16 protein-coding genes are annotated in these 19,516 nt (G+C 39.2%); 14 read left to right on the top strand and 2 right to left on the bottom strand.

Annotated elements, in window-relative coordinates; all coding sequences use genetic code 11:
• The first annotated feature begins 247 nt into the window (after positions 1–247).
• The 12 genes from murD (at position 248) to ACLU24_RS10830 (ending at position 12,214) form a co-directional block, all read left to right on the top strand.
• The gene (gene murD / locus ACLU24_RS10885) at positions 248–1,642 is read left to right on the top strand and encodes a UDP-N-acetylmuramoyl-L-alanine--D-glutamate ligase (protein WP_412612605.1); all 1,395 of its coding nucleotides are present in this window, start codon (positions 248–250) and stop codon (positions 1,640–1,642) included.
• Positions 1,643–1,972: 330 nt separating this feature from the next.
• On the top strand, positions 1,973–2,140 hold the full coding sequence (locus ACLU24_RS10880) for a hypothetical protein (RefSeq protein ID WP_412612604.1): 168 nt from the start codon (positions 1,973–1,975) through the stop codon (positions 2,138–2,140).
• An 88-nt stretch (positions 2,141–2,228) separates the two neighbouring features.
• The gene (locus ACLU24_RS10875; RefSeq protein ID WP_412612603.1) at positions 2,229–3,251 is read left to right on the top strand and encodes a M20/M25/M40 family metallo-hydrolase; all 1,023 of its coding nucleotides are present in this window, start codon (positions 2,229–2,231) and stop codon (positions 3,249–3,251) included.
• Entirely contained in the window at positions 3,251–4,282 is a 1,032-nt protein-coding gene (locus ACLU24_RS10870) for a M42 family metallopeptidase (protein WP_412612602.1), read from the top strand. Before ACLU24_RS10875 ends, ACLU24_RS10870 begins: the two co-directional genes overlap by 1 nt.
• Positions 4,266–4,979 carry a GNAT family N-acetyltransferase gene (locus tag ACLU24_RS10865; protein WP_412612600.1) on the top strand — a complete coding sequence of 238 codons (714 nt, stop codon included), beginning with the start codon at positions 4,266–4,268 and terminating at the stop codon, positions 4,977–4,979. The genes ACLU24_RS10870 and ACLU24_RS10865 overlap by 17 nt, the downstream gene beginning before the upstream one ends.
• Before the next feature lie 94 nt (positions 4,980–5,073).
• The gene (locus ACLU24_RS10860) at positions 5,074–6,357 is read left to right on the top strand and encodes a methionine gamma-lyase family protein (RefSeq protein ID WP_412612599.1); all 1,284 of its coding nucleotides are present in this window, start codon (positions 5,074–5,076) and stop codon (positions 6,355–6,357) included.
• Positions 6,354–7,175 carry a CPBP family intramembrane glutamic endopeptidase gene (locus ACLU24_RS10855; protein ID WP_412612598.1) on the top strand — a complete coding sequence of 274 codons (822 nt, stop codon included), beginning with the start codon at positions 6,354–6,356 and terminating at the stop codon, positions 7,173–7,175. Before ACLU24_RS10860 ends, ACLU24_RS10855 begins: the two co-directional genes overlap by 4 nt.
• 18 nt (positions 7,176–7,193) lie before the next feature.
• A complete protein-coding gene (gene tadA / locus ACLU24_RS10850) occupies positions 7,194–7,667 on the top strand; it encodes a tRNA adenosine(34) deaminase TadA (RefSeq protein WP_412612597.1) in 474 nt (157 codons plus the stop codon).
• 19 nt (positions 7,668–7,686) lie between these two features.
• Positions 7,687–8,001, top strand: a complete 315-nt coding sequence (locus ACLU24_RS10845; RefSeq protein WP_412612595.1) for a hypothetical protein — start codon at positions 7,687–7,689, stop codon at positions 7,999–8,001.
• 544 nt (positions 8,002–8,545) lie between these two features.
• On the top strand, positions 8,546–9,997 hold the full coding sequence (gltX, locus tag ACLU24_RS10840) for a glutamate--tRNA ligase (protein WP_412612594.1): 1,452 nt from the start codon (positions 8,546–8,548) through the stop codon (positions 9,995–9,997).
• 56 nt (positions 9,998–10,053) lie between these two features.
• Complete coding sequence (locus tag ACLU24_RS10835; RefSeq protein ID WP_412612593.1) at positions 10,054–10,518, top strand: GNAT family N-acetyltransferase; 465 nt, start codon at positions 10,054–10,056, stop codon at positions 10,516–10,518.
• A 16-nt stretch (positions 10,519–10,534) separates the two neighbouring features.
• Complete coding sequence (locus ACLU24_RS10830) at positions 10,535–12,214, top strand: glutamine--tRNA ligase/YqeY domain fusion protein (protein WP_412612591.1); 1,680 nt, start codon at positions 10,535–10,537, stop codon at positions 12,212–12,214.
• A 456-nt stretch (positions 12,215–12,670) separates the two neighbouring features.
• On the opposite strand, the gene ACLU24_RS10825 is transcribed toward ACLU24_RS10830, so the two are convergent.
• Both ACLU24_RS10825 and spoIID read right to left on the bottom strand, forming a co-directional pair.
• Entirely contained in the window at positions 12,671–14,695 is a 2,025-nt protein-coding gene (locus ACLU24_RS10825) for an elongation factor G (RefSeq protein WP_412612589.1), read from the bottom strand.
• Between the two features lie 177 nt (positions 14,696–14,872).
• The gene (gene spoIID / locus ACLU24_RS10820) at positions 14,873–15,991 is read right to left on the bottom strand and encodes a stage II sporulation protein D (RefSeq protein ID WP_412612587.1); all 1,119 of its coding nucleotides are present in this window, start codon (positions 15,989–15,991) and stop codon (positions 14,873–14,875) included.
• Positions 15,992–16,295: 304 nt separating this feature from the next.
• Here spoIID and ACLU24_RS10815 point away from each other — a divergent pair, with 304 nt between their 5' ends.
• The gene (locus tag ACLU24_RS10815) at positions 16,296–17,666 is read left to right on the top strand and encodes a citrate/2-methylcitrate synthase (protein WP_412612586.1); all 1,371 of its coding nucleotides are present in this window, start codon (positions 16,296–16,298) and stop codon (positions 17,664–17,666) included.
• 141 nt (positions 17,667–17,807) lie between these two features.
• Positions 17,808–19,085, top strand: a complete 1,278-nt coding sequence (locus ACLU24_RS10810; RefSeq protein WP_412612585.1) for a hypothetical protein — start codon at positions 17,808–17,810, stop codon at positions 19,083–19,085.
• The last annotated feature ends 431 nt before the right edge of the window (positions 19,086–19,516 follow it).

Here is a 19,516-nt window from a genome sequence, read left to right as displayed (position 1 = left end):
CGAGCGATTCCGCGTCTTGTCCTGTGCGGTCACGCACTGCGTCTTGGGAGCGGCGGCTCGCCGCCTTGAGCAAAACTTTTAAGTGTCTTAGGGAAATCTGTTAGTTTATCGGTAGTTTCTTCAAATGCGTCAACAGGTTTCTCTTATAAGTGTCGAGCAAATATTAAGGAATTTCTTGCCTTAGAGGTGATATTGTTTTATAATAGCAATAGAATTAACGAATTATTGCTGAAAGGATATGTTATTTATGGAAAGAAAGGCTTCTGATTTTTTTGAATCTCTTAATGGCAAAACGGTTGCTCTCTGCGGTATCGGCGGAAGTAATTTGCCTCTTATAAAAATGTTTGCAAAATACGGTGCAAAAGTTCTCGCTTGCGATAAGAGAGAAAGAACCGCTCTCGGTGAAAATGCCGATAAAGCCGAAGAATATGGTGCAGAACTTCATCTTGGCGAAAATTATTTAAAAAATCTCGGAGCGGATATTATATTCAGAACTCCCGGTATGAAATATTATATGGACGAACTTGTAGAAGCAAGAAACAATGGTGTTGCTGTTACAAGTGAAATGGAAGTGTTCTTTGACATATGTCCTTGCAAAATAATTGCAGTTACAGGAAGTGACGGTAAAACAACTACAACTACAATTATTTTTGAATTTTTAAAGGCAAGCGGAAAGACTGTTCACCTCGGTGGAAACATTGGACACCCACTTTTGCCTGATATAGAATCAATTTCTCCTGAGGATTATGCTGTTGTAGAGCTTTCAAGCTTCCAGCTTATTTCTATGAGAAAAAGCCCTGATATTGCAGTTGTAACAAATCTCGCACCGAATCACCTCGATATTCACAAGGATATGCAGGAATATATTGACGCTAAAAAGAATATCGTTCTCCACCAGAATGCCTTTTCACGCACAGTATTAAATCTTGATAACGAAATCTCAAATAGCTTTAGCGAGTATGTTCGTGGTACTCTCTATAAATTCTCACGCAGAAATTCTGTAAGAAGTGGTGCTTATATGAAGCCTGACGGTGAAATAGTTATGAGCATAAATGGAGAAGAAACGCACATAATGAAAGCTGAGGAGATTAAAATTCCTGGCTTGCATAATATAGAAAATTACCTTGCCGCAATAAGTGCAGTATGGGGCTTGGTTGATGTCGAAACTATCCGCAAGGTTGCTATGGAATTTGCGGGAGTTGAGCATCGTGCGGAACTAGTCAGAGAGCTTGACGGAGTTCGTTGGTATAATGACGCTATCGGAACAAGTCCTACAAGAACCGTCAAGGGTACACTTTCACTTTATGACCGCAAAATTATTCTTATTGCCGGTGGATATGACAAGAAAATTCCATATGACGAAATGGGCGAGGTCGTGCCTAAGACAGTTAAGCTTTTAATTCTTATGGGAGCTACAGCAGATAAGATTGAAGCGGCTACAAGAAAAGCGTCTACATACAGCGAGGGAAATCCTGAAATAATCAGAGTAAATAGTATGGAAGAGGCTGTTAAGATTGCACGAGAGAAAGCCAAGAGTGGAGATATAGTTTCTATGTCACCTGCAAGTGCAAGTTTTGATATGTATAAGAATTTCGCCGAAAAGGGATTACATTATAAAAGATTGGTTATGGAATTGAAGTAATTTCCAGTGAATTACCACTTAGCTGATGTACTTGTTTTAGACAATTAAAAGTTTTGCTCGAGGCGGCGAGCCGCCGCTCCCAAGACGCGGAATCGCTCGACAAGTCTCGCTCGACACTTTCAAGATAAGTTTGTTGACGCGGTCGAAGTAATCTCCAATGAACTACCGAGCGGGCGAACATAGTTCGCCCCTACGATTAGCTAACAAGCTTATCTAAGACAATTAAAAGTTTCGCTCGAGCCTTTAAAAAGGCTCGCAGGGTTGAGGGACGGAGTCCCTCATGGGTGTTAAGGGCAAAGCACTTAACATCTCTTGCCCTCTTAGGGGCGAATGAAATTCACCCCTAAATTTCTTTTGGCAACAACATTAGTCAACAATGGCGGACAAAGTTCGCCATTTAGAAGTAAAGAATGTTGGGCTTCGCCCAAAGGTGTTTCGCTCTCTGCGGAGAGCGACAAGGGCGTTGCCCTTGACCTACAAGCCTTTAAAAAGGCTTGACCTAAACTTTAATTTTCTTAGGAAAGATAAATATTGATTTTAGGACGGAGCCTCTTGTAGTTTTATATGGTGTTGATAGGAGGATTATATGGAAAACATAAAAGAAATACTCACTAAACTTTTGCTTGCTGATGGCGTTTCGGGCGATGAAGATTTCGCTTGTTCTATCGCCGCAACAATTTTGAGAGAATTTGGCGAGGTAACATATAGAGATAACGGAAGTGTTATTCTCACAATGGGCGATAAATCAAGCGATAAGCATATTATGCTTGATGCACATATCGACAGAATAGGTCTTATCGTCACATATATTGACGATAGAGGCTTTATTAAGGCGGCACCTTGCGGTGGTATGGATATGCGTGTTCTTCCGTCAAGTGCGGTAACTATTCTTGGCAAGGAAAATATTACAGGCGTAATCTGCACATTCCCTCCGCATTTAATCAAGAATGACAACGGCGACGCCATTACTAAGGATAAAATATGGATTGATACCGGACTTCCTGTCGAAAAGGTTAAGAGCCTTGTTGAGCTTGGCGATAGAATTATTGTAAGAAGCGAGCCTAAGGAGTTGCTTAATAACAGAATTGCTTCGGCGGCTCTGGACAATCGTGCAGGCTGTGCGGCTCTTATCGAAACAGCAAGACTTCTTAAAGATAAAAAACTTCCTTGCAAGCTTTCAATAGTTCTAAGTTCCCAAGAAGAAACAAGCGAGCTTGGTGCAAGAACTGCCGCATTTGCACTTGAACCGACAGAGGCGATTATAGTTGATGTTGGATTTGCAAAGCAAGCCGAAGTTCCGGAAGAATCAAGCGGAAAATTTGGCTGCGGCGGAATTATCAGCATAGCGCCTGTTCTTTCGAGAAAGGTTACAAATAAACTGATTGAGATTTCGAAGAGCTTTGGCTTAGAGTGCGAATATGAGGTTAACGGCGGAACAACAGGCACAAATGCCGATGTAATCGCAGGAAGCAGAGGAGGAATTCCTTGCGGAGTTCTTTCTATTCCCGAAAGATATATGCACACACAGGTTGAAGTTGTTTCACTTGAGGATATAGAAAGTGTTGCAAAGATTCTTGTAAAGTATGTTGAGGACGGAGGTGCATTTTAATGAACATTGAGCTTTTAGAAAAATTATGCACAGCTTGCGGAGTTTCCGGAGATGAGGACGCTATAAGAGAGATTATCCTTGCAGAAATCAAGCCATATGCAGATGAATTAAAGGTTGATTCTCTCGGAAATATTCTTGCTTTCAAAAAGGGCAAGCAAAGAGCAAAATCAAAGCTTCTTATCTCGGCACATATGGACGAGGTGGGCTTTATCGTTACTAACATAGAAAGTAATGGTACACTGAAATTTGCCACAGTGGGCGGAATCGATAAAAAAGCCGCTTGCGGAAAGGCTGTTCTTATCGGTAAAAACAAATTACCCGGTGTAATTGGTGCAGTTCCTGTTCATGTGCTTAAAGCTGACGAAAGAGCAAAGAATCCTTCCATAGATTCACTTTATATAGATATTGGTGCAGATACTAAAGAACAAGCCGAGAAATGCGTTTCTCTCGGTGACTGTGTTTATTTTGATTCAGTTTTTGAGGCTGATGAACGCATAATCGGAAAGGCTATTGATGACAGAGCTGGCTGTATGGCTCTTATAGAAATGCTTCAAAGTGAGCTTGAGTATGACACATACTTTAGCTTTGTAGTACAAGAAGAAATCGGCCTGCGTGGAGCAAAGGGTGCGGCATTTACACTTAATCCTGCCGTGGCTATTGTTGTTGAGGCTACAACAGCTTCGGATATTCCTGATGTTTCTGGGGCTGACAAAGTATGCTCGGTCGGTTCGGGTGCGGTTGTTTCTTTTATGGACGGCGCAACTATGTATGACAGAACACTTTACAAGCTTATAATGGATAATGCAAAGCAAGCCGGAATCCCTGTTCAAACCAAGACAAAAATTGCCGGAGGAAACGATGCGGGAGCAATCCACCAATCAAGGGGCGGAGTGCGTACAGCGGCAATTTCAGTTCCGTGCAGATATTTACACAGTTCAACATCTCTTATAAGTCGAGATGACTTACAAGCCGTCTGTGACACACTTAAACTTGCGGCAGAATTGGCGGCTGGAAATGATTTTACTCGTTGATGAAAGCAATCGTGCCATAGCCGAAAAATATCTGGATAAGCCGAATCCCTTTGCTTGCCGAATACTTTCACAGCTTTTAGCCTATGGAACAGGTGAACACTTTTTAGAGCATTGGGTTCAGCTTGAGGATAACAAGCCGAGAGCGGTAATCTCCCGAATGGACGGCAATATTACTATTTTCTGCGAAAATGTCAATAATGAGCTTTTAGAATTTATTGATGCCGTGGGATATAACGCAGTTTTTGCGGATAAGGAGCTTTTTCCTCAATACTGGAACGGAGAAGTCTTGATGAAGTGTATCGGAAAATCTGAAACTGAAAATTCCGATAATATAGACATTAATCCTACTATAAGGGAAATTTATTCCGTTCTTGAAAGATGTCGGGGAGAGGGTTTTGAAGTTCCTGACTTTGATAGTTTTTATCCCGATATGTCGCACAGGGTACGACATAATTTGTCGAGAGTTCTGGCATATAGGCTTGACGGACAGGCTATCGCTTGTTGTATGACCTCGGCTGAAACGGATAATTGTGCGATTATAAGTGGAGTTGCGTGTCTGCCCGAATGTAGGGGTAAGGGATACGCAAGCAAGCTTGTTGCGAAAATTGTAGAATCTTTGGGTGATAGAGATATTTTTGTTTTTTGCAGAGAGGAATTAGTTGGGTTTTATAATAGATTGGGGTTTATTGTTGAATAAATCTGAACTTAGGGCTTAAAACTTTCCTACCAAACGGGCGAACACAGTTCGCCCCTAAATCTCTGAAAGCAATTTTTAATTTTTGAGGTATTGTATGAATTATTTTGATTTTGATAAAAAGATAATTTCCGCTTCTGAAAAGGCGGAAGGAATGGCTAATGAGGCATTTCAGAAAACTAACTATATAACAGAGCTTAATCAGCGAAAAATGCTGAAAGCTTTCCAGAATGCAAGAGTCAGCGAAAGCCATTTCACAGCAAGTACAGGTTATGGATATGGCGACAGAGGCCGAGAGGCTCTTGACGAGGTATTCGCATTTGCACTGAATGCAGAGGACGCTCTTGTAAGATATAATTTCGTAAGCGGTACGCATACAATTACTACCGCGCTTTTTGGCGTTCTTCGTCCGAATGATACTATGCTTTCGGTTACTGGCATACCATATGACACACTTCAAGGTGTAATCGGAATCACAAGCGATGGCAAAACTATTTCGGGCAACACAGGTACACTTATTGACTTCGGAATAAATTACGAACAACTTGACCTTTTACCGGACGGAACAGTTGATTATGAAGGTATGAAACAGAGAATCACACCTGATGTTAAGATGGTATACATTCAGCGTTCAAGGGGATATTCGCTCCGTCCGTCACTAAGATGTGAGGAAATCGAAAAAATCGCAAAGCTTGCACACGAGCTTGCACCAAACTGCATAGTTATGCTTGATAACTGCTATGGCGAATTTGTACAGGAATATGAGCCAACTATCGGAAATGTTGACCTTATGGCAGGTTCACTAATTAAAAATCCGGGCGGAGGAATTGCTCCCACAGGCGGTTATATAGCAGGCAGACACGATTTAATAGAGCTTTGCTCGTATCGTCTTACAACTCCCGGTACTGGCAAGGAAATCGGCTGTACTCTCGGACACAATCGAGAATTATTTATGGGAGCATTCAATGCACCTCATGTAACTGGTGAGGCACTCAAGACAGCTATATTTGCTTCTGCATTTTTCGAGCTTTTCGGCTATGGAGTTACTCCAAGATATGACGAGCCTCGTGCGGATATTATCGAATCAATTATGCTTGGCGGAGAAAAGGAGCTTGTCGCATTTTGTCAGGGTATACAGCAGGGAGCGCCTGTGGATTCGTTTGTAGTTCCTGAACCTTGGGATATGCCGGGATATGATAGTCAGGTTATTATGGCGGCTGGTGCATTTACACTTGGTGCGTCAATAGAGCTTTCGGCAGACGCTCCACTCAGAGAGCCATATGCCGCTTGGATGCAGGGGGCATTGAACTATCACAGCGGTAAGCTTGGTGTACTTCTTGCCGCACAGAAAATGCTTGAAAAAGGCGTTCTCAAGCAGTGAAAACTTTAAAAAACAGGCTGAATTTTGTCGGTCTGTCGCTTATTGTAGGAACTATTATTGCGGTTTCTGGCTTAGTATCGCTTATTCCGCAGGAAATGTATATTACAAGACTTGCTTTATTGTCCTTTGCAAAAAATTTATTGCCGTTTATTGTACTTGCATATTTTTTTAAACAGCCGTTAAAGCTTAAAAAGCCGACTAAGCAAAAAATATCTGCGTCGGCTTTGCTTTTATTTACAGTATTTGCTTTTGTGCTATGCTTTTCGTGCAATATCATGACGAATTTAATTTCATATGCTACAGGAATTGACGCAAATTCAAGCTATATATTCAATCCGCTGGATTATCTTGCAATGGCATTTATCCCGTCAATAATAGAGGAAATAGCTTTTCGTGGACTTATTTTAGGAGGATTTTGCGAATATGGGGCGAAATTTGCGGTGCTTATTTCGGCTATGATTTTTGCGATGTCGCATACAAGCTTGACGGCAGTTATGTATTCATTTCTTTGCGGAATAATTTTAGGCTGCTTATATATCAAGACTAATTCGCTTATTTCGTGTATGACAGTGCATTTTTTGTGTAATGCTCTTACCATAACTTGTGGATTGTTTCAAGGTTTATATAATGTGGCAATCGGAATTTGTATTTTGCTTTCGGTGATAATTTTGGTGGTTATAAAGCTAAAACGAAAAATAATATTTCCGCAAGAACCGCAAAAATCGGATATTTTATCATTTAAAACGGCTTTTACAAACCCAATGATAATAATTTTATTCGTCATAGAAATTATAAATATAATTATGATTTATTTTTAAGCAAGGAGATGACGGCAGGTGAGCATTGATGAAGAATTTATGCTTGAGGCTTTAGCAGAGGCACAGAAATCCTATGAAATAGGAGAAGTTCCTGTCGGTGCAGTTGTCGTCAAAGACAGTGAGATTGTCGGGCGAGGTCATAATCTCCGTGAAACCGATAAAAATGCCTTGCGTCACGCAGAACTTATTGCAATAGATGAGGCTTGCACGAAATTAGGCGGTTGGAGGCTTTGGCAATGCGATTTATATGTTACGCTTGAGCCTTGCCCAATGTGTACGGGTGCGATTATAAATTCAAGGATTAAGCGTGTTGTATTCGGAGCGTTCGACAAAAAGGCAGGCTCGTGTGCATCAGTTGTAAATCTCTTTGAATTGCCTTATAATCACAAGCCGGAGCTTATTTCCGGAGTTATGGAAAATGAATGTGCGGAGCTTTTGAGCAGATTTTTTAAAGAACTCAGAGAACGCAAAAGCAAGAAAAAATCCGTTTGATTTTTAGAGGTGACAATATATGACGAAAGAATACGCATTAAAGCAATTAAAAGGACTTCCGCTTGATATGCGAGATGCCGCAAAAAAGGATATAGACCGCAGAGCGTATAAAACAGTTGAAATCGTTCCAAGCTTTGAAATATGGGGAAATTGCTTTCAAATGAGCGTGTATTATAAATTTAAACTTCCTGACGGCAAGGAACTTTATGGCAGAGCGGCAAATTTATCTGTATTTGGCGAAATGCACGATATTGCCGCCAGAGGAGGACCTTTCACAGTAACTTATCTTGAAAATTCGGGGGTAATATTAGAAATAGAGGAAACCAACCCTTAATAAGACAAATAAAAGTTTCACTCGAGCCTTTGGTGGGTTTTAAGGGTGAAGTTCTTAACCTGTCTTGCCTATTAAAAATTCTTTTGTTAGCAATATTAGTCAATGAGGGCGGACTTTGTCCGCCCTTTGGGGATAAAGAGATGTTAAGGGCGTTGCCCTTAAAACCTATGAGGGACTCCGTCCCTCAACCCTGCAAGCTTTTGAAAAAGCTTGAGCAAAACTTTTAGTTTAACAAACTTGGACGCGAATAATAAGCGTTAATTTAACAAAAAAGTAGAACGCGTCTTGCGGAGCGGCGGCTCGCTGCCTTGAGCAAAACTTTTAAGTGTCTTAGAGAAGTTTATTAGATAAGTTGTAGTTCATTGCTAATTTATTTAACCGCGGCAACCAACTACTGCCGCAAATATCGAGCGATTACGCATCTTGTCCTGTACGGTCACGCACCGCGTCTTCACCGTGGGTCGACACTCACTACTTGATTATATTGAATAATTTGGTATAATAAAAAATAGATTAAATTTTATATAGCGGAGGACGGAAAATTATGTCTGATACAGTAAGAACACGATATGCACCAAGCCCAACAGGCTTTATGCATGTAGGAAACCTCAGAACAGCCCTTTATGAGTATCTTGTTGCAAAATCTCAGGGTGGTAAGTTTATTCTTAGAATTGAAGATACAGACCAAGAACGCAAGGTCGAAGGAGCAGTTGACCTCATTTATAGAACACTCGAAAGAGCCGGACTTAAACACGATGAAGGTCCTGATGTAGGCGGAGATTTCGGACCATATGTTCAGAGCGAAAGACTCGGAATGTATCTTCCTTATGCTGAACAGCTTGTAAAAGAGGGTAAGGCTTATTATTGTTTCTGTTCTAAGGAAAGACTTCAATCACTCAAGGATAATGATGAATTCGGTACAGGATATGACAGACATTGCCGCGATTTGCCAAAGGAAGAAGTTGAAAGACTTCTTGCAAGTGGTGCGGAGTATGTTATTCGTCAGAAAATGCCACTTGAGGGCAGCACTACCTTCGAGGATGCTGTTTTTGGAACAATTACAGTTGAAAATTCTGAGCTTCAAGACCAGATTCTTATAAAAGCAGATGGTTTCCCGACATACAACTTCGCTAATGTTATTGATGACCATACTATGAATATTACCCATGTTGTAAGAGGTTGCGAGTATCTGTCTTCTACACCGAAATATAATCTTCTCTATGAGGATTTCGGCTGGGAAATTCCTACTTATATTCATCTTCCACTCATTATGGGTAAGAATGAGGATGGATCTGTATCAAAGCTTTCTAAGCGTCACGGTGCAACAAGCTTTGAGGATTTGACAAATGAAGGATATTTGCCGGAGGCAATCATTAACTATATTGCACTTCTCGGCTGGTGTCCTGAAGATAATACAGAAATATTTACTCTTGAAGAGCTTACAAAAATTTTCAAAATAAGCGGTATAAGCAAATCTCCGGCTGTATTTGACTATGATAAATTGGAATGGTTCAACGGTGAGTATATCAAGGCTATGACAGTAGAGCAGTTTGCAGAAGTGGCAAAGCCATATTTCGAGCAAGTTATCAAAAAACCGCTTGATTTCGTGAAAATTGCTTCTATACTTCAAAAGCGTACAACAAAGCTTACGGATATTCCTGAGAAAGTAGCTTTCTTTGAGGAACAGCCTGAATATGACAAGGAGCTTTTTGTCAATAAGAAGAGTAAGACTAATCTCGAAAATTCACCTGTAATCTTAAAGGCGGCTATTGAAGAGCTTGAAGCTCTCAGCGAGTGGAATTTTGATTCAATTCACGATTGCCTTATAGCTTTTGCTGAAAAGCAAGGTATTAAGAATGGTACAGCAATGTGGCCTGTAAGAATTGCCGCCTCCGGAATGACTGTTACACCGGGCGGAGCAGTTGAAATTCTTGATATTCTCGGTAGAGAGGAATCCTTGAGAAGACTTAATGCAGGTCTTGCAAAGTTCAATTGAAAAGCAAAGTTTAATTAAAGTCTTTTTTGGCTGATATTTTGACCGGAGGGTTATACATGGAAATTTCAAGAGCAAATGAAGAGGATTTGCAGGAAATCCTTAATTTACAATATCTTGCTTATCAAAGTGAAGCAAAATTGTTTAACAGCTCTGATATTCCTCCCCTTAAACAGACCATTTATGAAGTTCGTGAAGAATTTCATAAGGGTATTATACTAAAAGCAGTAGATGACGGTGTGATTATAGGTTCTGTAAGAGCATACTGCGAGGATGAAACCGTTTATATAGGTAAGCTTATGGTTCATCCAATACAGCAAAGAAAAGGAATCGGAACAAGGCTGCTTTCTAAAATTGAAAAATATTATCCGAATAAAAGATATGAATTGTTTACAAGCACTCGAAGTGTTAATAATATTCTAATGTATGAAAAACTTGGGTACATTGCTTTTAAAGAGAAAAGAATTAATGATGAACTGAAATTTATATATTTAGAGAAAAATAAATTTGAGTTTGGAGTATAAAAAGGAGTACAGAATTATGGCAGATGAAATTTTAGAAAATGAAGTCGCCGGTAACTTTATCCACGACTTTATTAAGGAAGATATAGCCGAGGGCGGCAGATTTGAGGGTAAAGAGGTTCATACAAGATTTCCGCCTGAACCTAACGGATATTTGCATATAGGTCACGCAAAGGCTGTATGCATAAACTTCGGAACAGCAGAACGCTTTGGAGGAAAGTGTAACCTCAGAATGGACGATACAAACCCAACCAAAGAAGATGTCGAGTATGTTGATGCTATAAAAGAGGATATTGCATGGCTTGGCTTTAGTTGGGAAGATAGATTCTACTTTGCATCGCAGTATTTCGATAAGATGTATGAATTTGCTATTGAGCTTATTAAAAAGGGTTTGGCTTATGTTTGCGAGCTTTCACCTGAGGAAATGCGTGAAAATCGTGGCGATTTATCCCACCCAGCAAAAAGTCCTTATCGTGACAGACCTATTGAAGAAAGCCTTGACCTCTTTGAGCGTATGAAAAACGGAGAATTCCCTGACGGAAAAATGACTCTTCGTGCAAAAATCGACCTTACATCAGGCAACTTTAATATGCGTGACCCTGTTCTTTACCGTATAAACAGAATTAAGCACCACCGCACAGGCGATAAATGGTGCATTTATCCTATGTATGATTTTGCACACCCTATTGAAGACGCACTTGAGGGTATTACTCATTCTCTCTGCTCACTTGAGTTTGAGGACCACCGTCCACTTTATGAATGGGTTATAAATAATATTTCTGTACCTTCAAAGCCAAGACAGATTGAATTTGCAAGGCTTGGTATTAACAATACAGTTATGAGCAAGAGAAAGCTCCGTAAGCTTGTTGAGGAAAATTATGTAAACGGTTGGGACGACCCAAGAATGCCTACTCTCTGCGGTTTGAGAAGAAGAGGCTATACACCTGCATCTATCCGGAATTTCTGCGAAAGAATAGGTGTTGCAAAGGCTACAAGCACAGTTGAATATAGCTTCCTTGAGCATTGTTTGCGTGAGGACTTGAACGAAACTGCACAGCGTACAATGGCAGTTCTTCGCCCTGTAAAGCTTATTATTACAAACTATCCAGAGGATAAGACAGAAACCTTTGAAGTTGAGAATAATCCAAATCGTCCAAAGGACGGCACGAGAACAGTAACATTTTCTCGTGAACTCTTTATAGAGCAAGATGACTTTATGGAGGAACCTGTAAAGGGATATTTCAGAATGTTTCCAGGAAATGAGGTTCGTCTTAAAACAACCTATATCGTAAAATGCACAGGTTGTAAAAAGGACGAAAACGGCAATGTTATAGAGGTTTATGCAGAATACGACCCCGAAACAAGAGGCGGAAATGCTCCTGACGGCAGAAAAATCAAGGGTACTATCCATTGGGTTGACGCAAAGACAGCCGCTACAGCAGAAGTCCGTCTTTATGATAATCTCTTCACTGTTCCTGACCCAGATGTCGGCGATAAGAATTTTCTTGATTATCTCAATCCAAATTCTCTTGAAATTCTCACAAACTGCAAGGTTGAGCCAGCTATGGCAAGTGCAGAAGCACCGAAATCATATCAGTTTATGCGACTTGGCTATTTCTGCGTTGATAAAGACAGTACACTGGAAAAACCAGTATTTAACCGCTCAGTATCTTTAAAGGATAGCTTTAAGAAAAAATAATATCTTACTGATACAAAAATACCGCCTATGCTTTAAGCAAGGCGGTATTTTTGTTGACAAGATATTACACATTATAATATAATCAAACATAGAGCGTATCACAACGATAGGCGGTCAATCCTGCTCCCAGAAATGGGGGTGTTACATATGGAAAGTTATATTACTTGGTCTGATTTAATTCAGTTTGGTATATTGATAATTGCTATTATCAAGCTTTTCAATGATAATAAAAGGAAATAACCGCCCCACGACCAAATAAGGCGGTTATTTCATAAACAACTTACATTTGGGAGCGACCGTTTTGTGATACGCTCTATCCTTATCTATATTATATAACATAAGAAAATATATGTCAATCTATAAAAACTGGATTTTTAAACAAAACCGCACGAAAGTTAAATACTTCGTGCGGTTTTTGTATGGGAGGAATATAAATATATTCTTACACTCTATAAATTATTTTTGATTAGCAGCTGGGTCGTAGCGTAGGAATTCTATCGTATGATGACCTCTGCCTTGAGTTGCCTGTCGGATGAAGGTTGAAAAATCACTCGTTTCTGCCATAGGAATTTCTGCCTCGATTGTTTGATAACCGTTTCCGGCAGGATTCATACCATAAACACGACCTCGGCGTTTATTGATTTCGCCCATAACATCGCCCATTGCGGAATCAGGTACAGTAGCTTTTAATGTGCCGATTGGTTCAAGGAGAATCGGGTCTGCACTTTCCATAGCTGTCTTGAATGCGATAGCCGCAGCCATTTTGAAGGACATTTCGGAGGAATCGACAGGGTGATAAGAGCCGTCATAAAGAGTAGCTTTAACACCAACAACAGGATATCCAGCAATAGGGCCTTTCTGCATACACTCACGCAATCCTTTTTCAACAGCAGGGAAGAAGCCTTTTGGTACAGCACCGCCGACAACTCTTTCATCAAACTCAAAATCGCCGTCAAATGGCTCAAATTCTATCCAGACATCGCCAAACTGACCATGACCGCCAGTTTGTTTCTTATGTTTGCCCTGTGCTTTAACTTTTTTGCGGATAGTTTCACGATAAGCTACCTTAGGTGTGCTGAGCGTTACCTCAACACCAAATTTACTTTTTAATTTGGAGACAATGACATCAATATGCTGTTCACCGAGAGCAGTAAGAATCATTTCGTGAGTTTCGTTATTGGTTTTAAAGTGAATTGTTGGGTCTTCTTCAGAAAGCCTTAACAAGCCTTGGGCGACCTTTTCTTCATCGCCTTTATTCTTTGGATAAACTGCTTTAGAATAAGAAGGTTCAGGATATTCAATATCCTCAAGAATAACCTTTCTTGCAGGAGCACAAAGAGTATCGCCTGTATTGGTAGATTGTAATTTGGCCGCCGCACCTATATCGCCGGCGGTAATATATGGAGTATCAATGAGCTTTTTGCCACAGATAGTCATAACCTTGGTCAAACGCTCAATCGTACCTGTACGCATATTCATAATAGGAGTTTCAGGAGAGATTTTTCCTGAAATAACCTTAAAGTAAGATAGTTTGCCGACAAATGGGTCTGCAACAGTTTTGAAAACTATTGCAGCAGGAAGAGCGTTTTCGTTTACGGAAAGCTCAACAGGATTACCCTCGGTATCAAGTGCAAGCTCTTCAGATTTATCTTCAGCAGAAGGAGCAAGCCATATAAGACCATTCAAAAGCTGTTCGATACCGTATGTAAGGAGTGCGTCACCACAGAATACAGGGCTGATTTTACCCTCTTTAACGCCCTTACTTACGCCGACAATGATTTCCTCAGGAGTGAATTCTTCGCCTGAAAAATATTTCTCGAACATTTCGTCACTTGTTTCGGCGACAGCCTCGCAAATAGCGGTTCTGAGACCTTCGAGACGAGTTCCCATATCAGGAAGCGGAACGGTTGTGATTTTTCCGTTCTCATATTTATATGCTTTATACTCAAGAAGATTGATATAGCAATCTGCCTGACCGTCAACTATATAGGGAACAACAACAGGGCAGACGGACGGACCGAATGATGCCTTAAGATTTTCAAATACACGGTAGAATCTTGCACTCTCATCGCAAAGGCCGTTTACGAAGAAAATCTTTGTAAGCCCACGCTTATCGGCGGCGGCAACAGCTTTTTCGGTACCAACGCAAACGCCGTTCTTGCCGGAAACATTAATAAGAACTGAATCTGCGGCACGAACACCCTCATAAAGACCGCCTTCAAAATCGAACAATCCTGGGGTATCTATAAGATTTATTTTATGATTTTTCCACTCTACAGGAGCGGTAGCCGCTACAACAGAGCTTTTTCTTTTAATTTCTTCAGGGTCGCAGTCGAGTACGGTATTACCTTCAGATACTTTACCAAGGCGTTCCGAGCCGCCGCAGGTATAGATAATAGCTTCAGCAAGAGAAGTTTTACCGGAACCACTATGACCGGCAATAGCGATGTTAAGGATATTTTTTGCATTATATTGTTTCATACGGGTTTAATTCTCCTTTCGTAGGTAGGCAAGAATCTAAGAAAATTCGCAAAGATAATTGCATAATAATTTATAACATATTATAGATTATTTATGCAAGAAATACAAGAGGAAAATTAAATTTTTTTGTAAGATAGTAGATTAAATATTATTAAGAGTAAGAGAAATTTTTTGTTTTTATAATTTTACCTTATAATAATGCTCCAATATTCCTTTATATCCGATACCCTCCTTAGCCATTTCATTCGCTCCGTATTGGCTCATTCCAACATTATGCCCATAGCCTTTAACTTCAAACTGAAATTCATTGTCATACTTAATGCTAAAGCAAGCACTTCTTAATCCCAAAATTTCTCTTACTTTACTACCGCTAAATTCAATACCTCCGATTTTAATGCTTTTAACACTTCCTGAATCTGTCAATTTAATATTGCTAATCCATTTATCAGCTTTTTCTGAAAAATCAACCTTATCTGAACTTTTTTCAAAAGCTTTCTTGAAATCCTCCTCGGAAATATTTTTTTCGGATTTATAATTTGGTGCAAAGGCGTCATAAGGACTTGAAACTGCTGTAAGATAAGGTAAATCCTTGCCGAAAATATCCTTAAAGCTATCAGTTTTTCCGCTTGAAATTGCAAAATAAGTACAGGTGATAAGTTCGCCTTTATAGGTTAAAACCTCGCCTTTTACACATTCGACAACACCCTTATATTTTGAATAAATTTCTTCGTAGTTTTCTCCGCAGTCTTCTTTCATTCGGTCCGGCGTAAGATAAACTTGTTTTTTTGATAAATCAGCCGAAAAATCTGCACCGTTCAATTCTTCGTGGGGATTGTCTCTCTCATCGGCTCTTTTTTTAGCATAACAAGTGTATGTAGCAACGCATTGAGCCTTTAAGGCCTCTGTTTCATAGCTTGGAGGCATTTCTGCGGCAACTGCTCCGATTAAAAATTCTTCGTCTGTAAGTGTAAGAACTTCATTAGTAGAAGTGTCGAGAATTTTAAATTTTCCATCGGCAGATATTTTATCGCCGTTGCTTACTTCAACATGGCTTTCCTGTGAGCTTTCGGAAACTGATGATGTAGCCTTGCTTTCAGCTTTTTTAGATTCGGCTTTAGAAGAAGTTTTTTCAGCTTTGTTTTCAGGTTTAGAACTTTTGACATCTGATGAAACGGCAGACATATCGGTGTTTGCAGACTTGTCCACACCATATGAAGCACCAATCGCAAAAAGCGGCAAGCTTGCCATTAAAACAAAAATAGCTGTACAGATTAAAAATTCACGCTTGATTTTCATAATTTCCTCCCTTTTGATATATAAATGAAAGAATTTATCAGAATTGTTTCAATAACGATAGGGTATATTCCGAATAAATCGTTTCTAAAGATTTTATTTTGAATTTTAACAAGCGAATTCTTGCAAAAAACTGACAATAAATTATAAATTCCGCTATGGCTAATTATGTAAAGTAATGAATATTTTTTCGTGTACTCTTACTTTCTTGACAGCATAAAGTAATTAGAATAAAATATAATTTATGGCGTATTGTCGGCAGAGTATCGATAATACTTTTAAGAATATAAATCGGAGGCGTTGTCTTATGACACTTGCAAGCACTGACTTCACTAATAGATTATCACAATTATGCGAAGAATATCGTCAGAATAACGGGTTTACTCAGGAAGATTATACTACCTATAATGTTAAGAGAGGTCTTAGAAACCCCGATGGCACAGGCGTTATGGCGGGCCTTACGAGAATTTGTAATGTTCATGGCTTTTTAGTAGATGACGGCGTTAAGATTCCTGACGAGGGTAAGCTTACATATCGTGGAATAGATGTTAATGATATTATAGATGCCTGCATAGCAGAAAACAGATTTGGCTATGAGGAAACGGCTTGGCTCTTGATGTTCGGTAAATTGCCGACCAAGGAACAGCTTGAAATGCTCAAATACTTTCTCTCGGAAGCAAGAGATTTGCCGGAAAATTTCGCTGAGGATATGATTCTTAAAGCGCCTTCAAGGGATATTATGAATAAGCTTGCCCGTTCTGTACTCGCTATGTATTCATTTGATGATAACCCAGATGATAACTCTCTTGAGAATATAGTTCGTCAGTCTATTTCTCTTATAGCTTGTTTGCCTACAATTATGACCTATGCTTATCAGGTTAAACGCAGACATTTTGAGAATAAGAGTATGTATTTTCACCCGATTGATAAGAGTCTTTCTACGAGTGAATCTATTCTTCACGCTTTGCGTCCGGATTGCAAATTTACAGATTCCGAAGCAAAGCTCCTTGACCTATGTATGATACTTCACGCAGAACATGGCGGTGGTAATAACTCTACATTTACAACAAGAGTGCTTTCATCTTCAGGCACAGATACATATTCTGCTATTTCAGCAGCTATTGGTTCACTTAAAGGTCCTCGTCATGGCGGCGCTAATGTTAAGGTTAAGCATATGATGGATGAACTTCTTGATAATATCAAGGATTTGACGGATGAGGAAGAAATTTCTGACTATCTTGGAAAGATTATTAATAAGGACGCCGGCGATGGTTCAGGTCTTATCTATGGTTTTGGTCATGCAATTTATACTCTTTCTGACCCAAGAGCAAAAATCCTCAAGAAAAATGCCGAAAAGCTTTCTGCCGAAAAGGGTATGAGTGATATTTACGAGTTCTATAAAAGAGTAGAAAAACTTGTTCCAAGTGTTTTTGATAATGTAAAGGGCAGCAAGAAGGTTATCTGTGCAAATGTTGACTTTTATTCTGGCTTTGTGTATGATATGCTTGGAATTGAGAGCGACCTCTTTACTCCGATTTTTGCTGTTTCGAGAATTGCAGGCTGGTGTGCTCACAGAATTGAGGAGATTACATACGGCGGAAGAATCATTCGTCCGGCATATCGTTCTATGGTTAAATCTACGGGATATATTCCTCTTGACGAACGTACAATAGACTAAATATACCGTTGAAATATAAACATTTAATAAAAAATCCTTTTTTTGTTGTGCGTAACATTGCAATTATCGGCGGTTTGGTATAAAATATAAGAATATCACTGGTGCATTTACCGTACAAATTTAAAAAGGAGTGCTAATTGAATGAAAATTAAATATAATTGGATTGTCCTTATAATAACGGCGGTCGCATCTCTTGGTTTGGGTGTATGGCGTTCTGTCGTTATTAATAATGGGGGAGAATTCTTCCTCGATAAGTCTATGTATTCAATAGTTATTTTTGGATTAATTATTTTAGGACTTATTGTGGGAGCGGTTCTTACTATTCTCGATAGAGAAACCCCGCAAAATTATGATATTGGGAAAAATTTCTTTGCAGGCTTTTTCGGCTTGCTGATTTCAATTTGCTTTATTACTCATGGCATACTTGGATTTATGTCCATTTCAAATGTTCCTGAAGATAATAATGTGATTTTATATACCATAACAAAACTTTTTGAACTTTTAGCCGGTGGAGTATTCCTTATGGAATCTGTTTCATCACTTATCGGCAGAAATCTTATAAAGACAAAGCCGTTATTTACGGTTATAGTTCCAGTAATGTTCGCATTAAGACTTATAAATCTTTTCTTTGAATATACAAAAGTTTCAGTTCAAAGCTCAGAAATGTTTGATATAGTTGCTGTTGCTATTGCAGCGTTATTTATCTACTATCATGCAGTTATGTTTGCAGGTTTGAAGAAAAGCTGTATAAAATCTTTGTTTTTATTCGGAGCACCTATGATTTGTGCGTGCTTTGCATATGGAGCTGATGTTGTAGTTTCCGCTATCATTTCAGGTAATTTTAAAATAGATGATATGATTATGAAAGTTTCAGACATACTCCTTTGCTTCTATACAATTTCGCTTCTTGTAGAAATTACAAGCAAGGCTGGTAAACAGTATCTTCATAAGCAGGCTGAAGAACTTGAGGAAGCAGAAAAATCTGAACCTAATGAAAAATCTGATGTTCTAGAAGAACAAGCTTATAGCTCTTTTGAGGATATAGCTTCTTTCGGAAAATCTGCACCGCACATTCGCAGAGAAACCATTCTTTCTGAACCTGCTGCAAGTGTAGAGCCTAAGCAGGAGGAAGCGGGAGTTGCTTCTCATGCAGATGCACTTCACAGCGTACTTCAAAACAGCCTCGAAACGCAGGAACCTGAGGTGGAATTACCACAAGCAGCAGAACAAGAACCGGAGCCTGAACCGATTGTTAAAGGAAACCATGTAGCAGAGGCTACTACATTAACAGACAGCAATCCTGATATAGCAAGCGAAAAAATTCCAGCACCAAGTAAGTCTTCATATACACCAACAACAGATGGTGTTGATATGGATAGAATTAATCGTTTGCTTTCAGAATTTGAAAAAGATAAATAATAAGTTAAAAAGGGCGGCTTTGAGCCGTCCTTTTTGCATTAGCTGTAGAATTCTGCTCTGTTCTTTACCCAAATTATTGACATAGAATCCAAATTTTGATAACATTAATGATATTGTTGCATTAAGAATCGAAATGCAAATTGAAGATTGGAGCAATATTTTAAAAAAGGATTTTTGCTATTTAAACAAATTTGCACAAATAAACATTTAGAAGATAAATTGAACAAATCAATTTTCTTTGTGGTTATGTATATTTATGATAAATCGATTGCTATGGCTGCATTAAAATAACTTTCGGAGTTGCCGCAAATAAGCGATAAAAAAGTTAGATATTGTTTTTAGTCAGCGTGTATACTAAGCTAAATTACTGTAATAATGGTTATCAATAGCAAGTCATCGATTATTTGCTGAAATTCGCAAAAACAAAAGGT

The sequence above is a fragment of the Pseudoruminococcus sp. genome (assembly GCF_047012705.1).
Classification (GTDB): Bacteria; Bacillota; Clostridia; order Oscillospirales; family Acutalibacteraceae; genus Pseudoruminococcus.
Note: the sequence above shows the minus strand (reverse complement) of the source record. Positions and strands in the feature narration are given on the sequence as shown.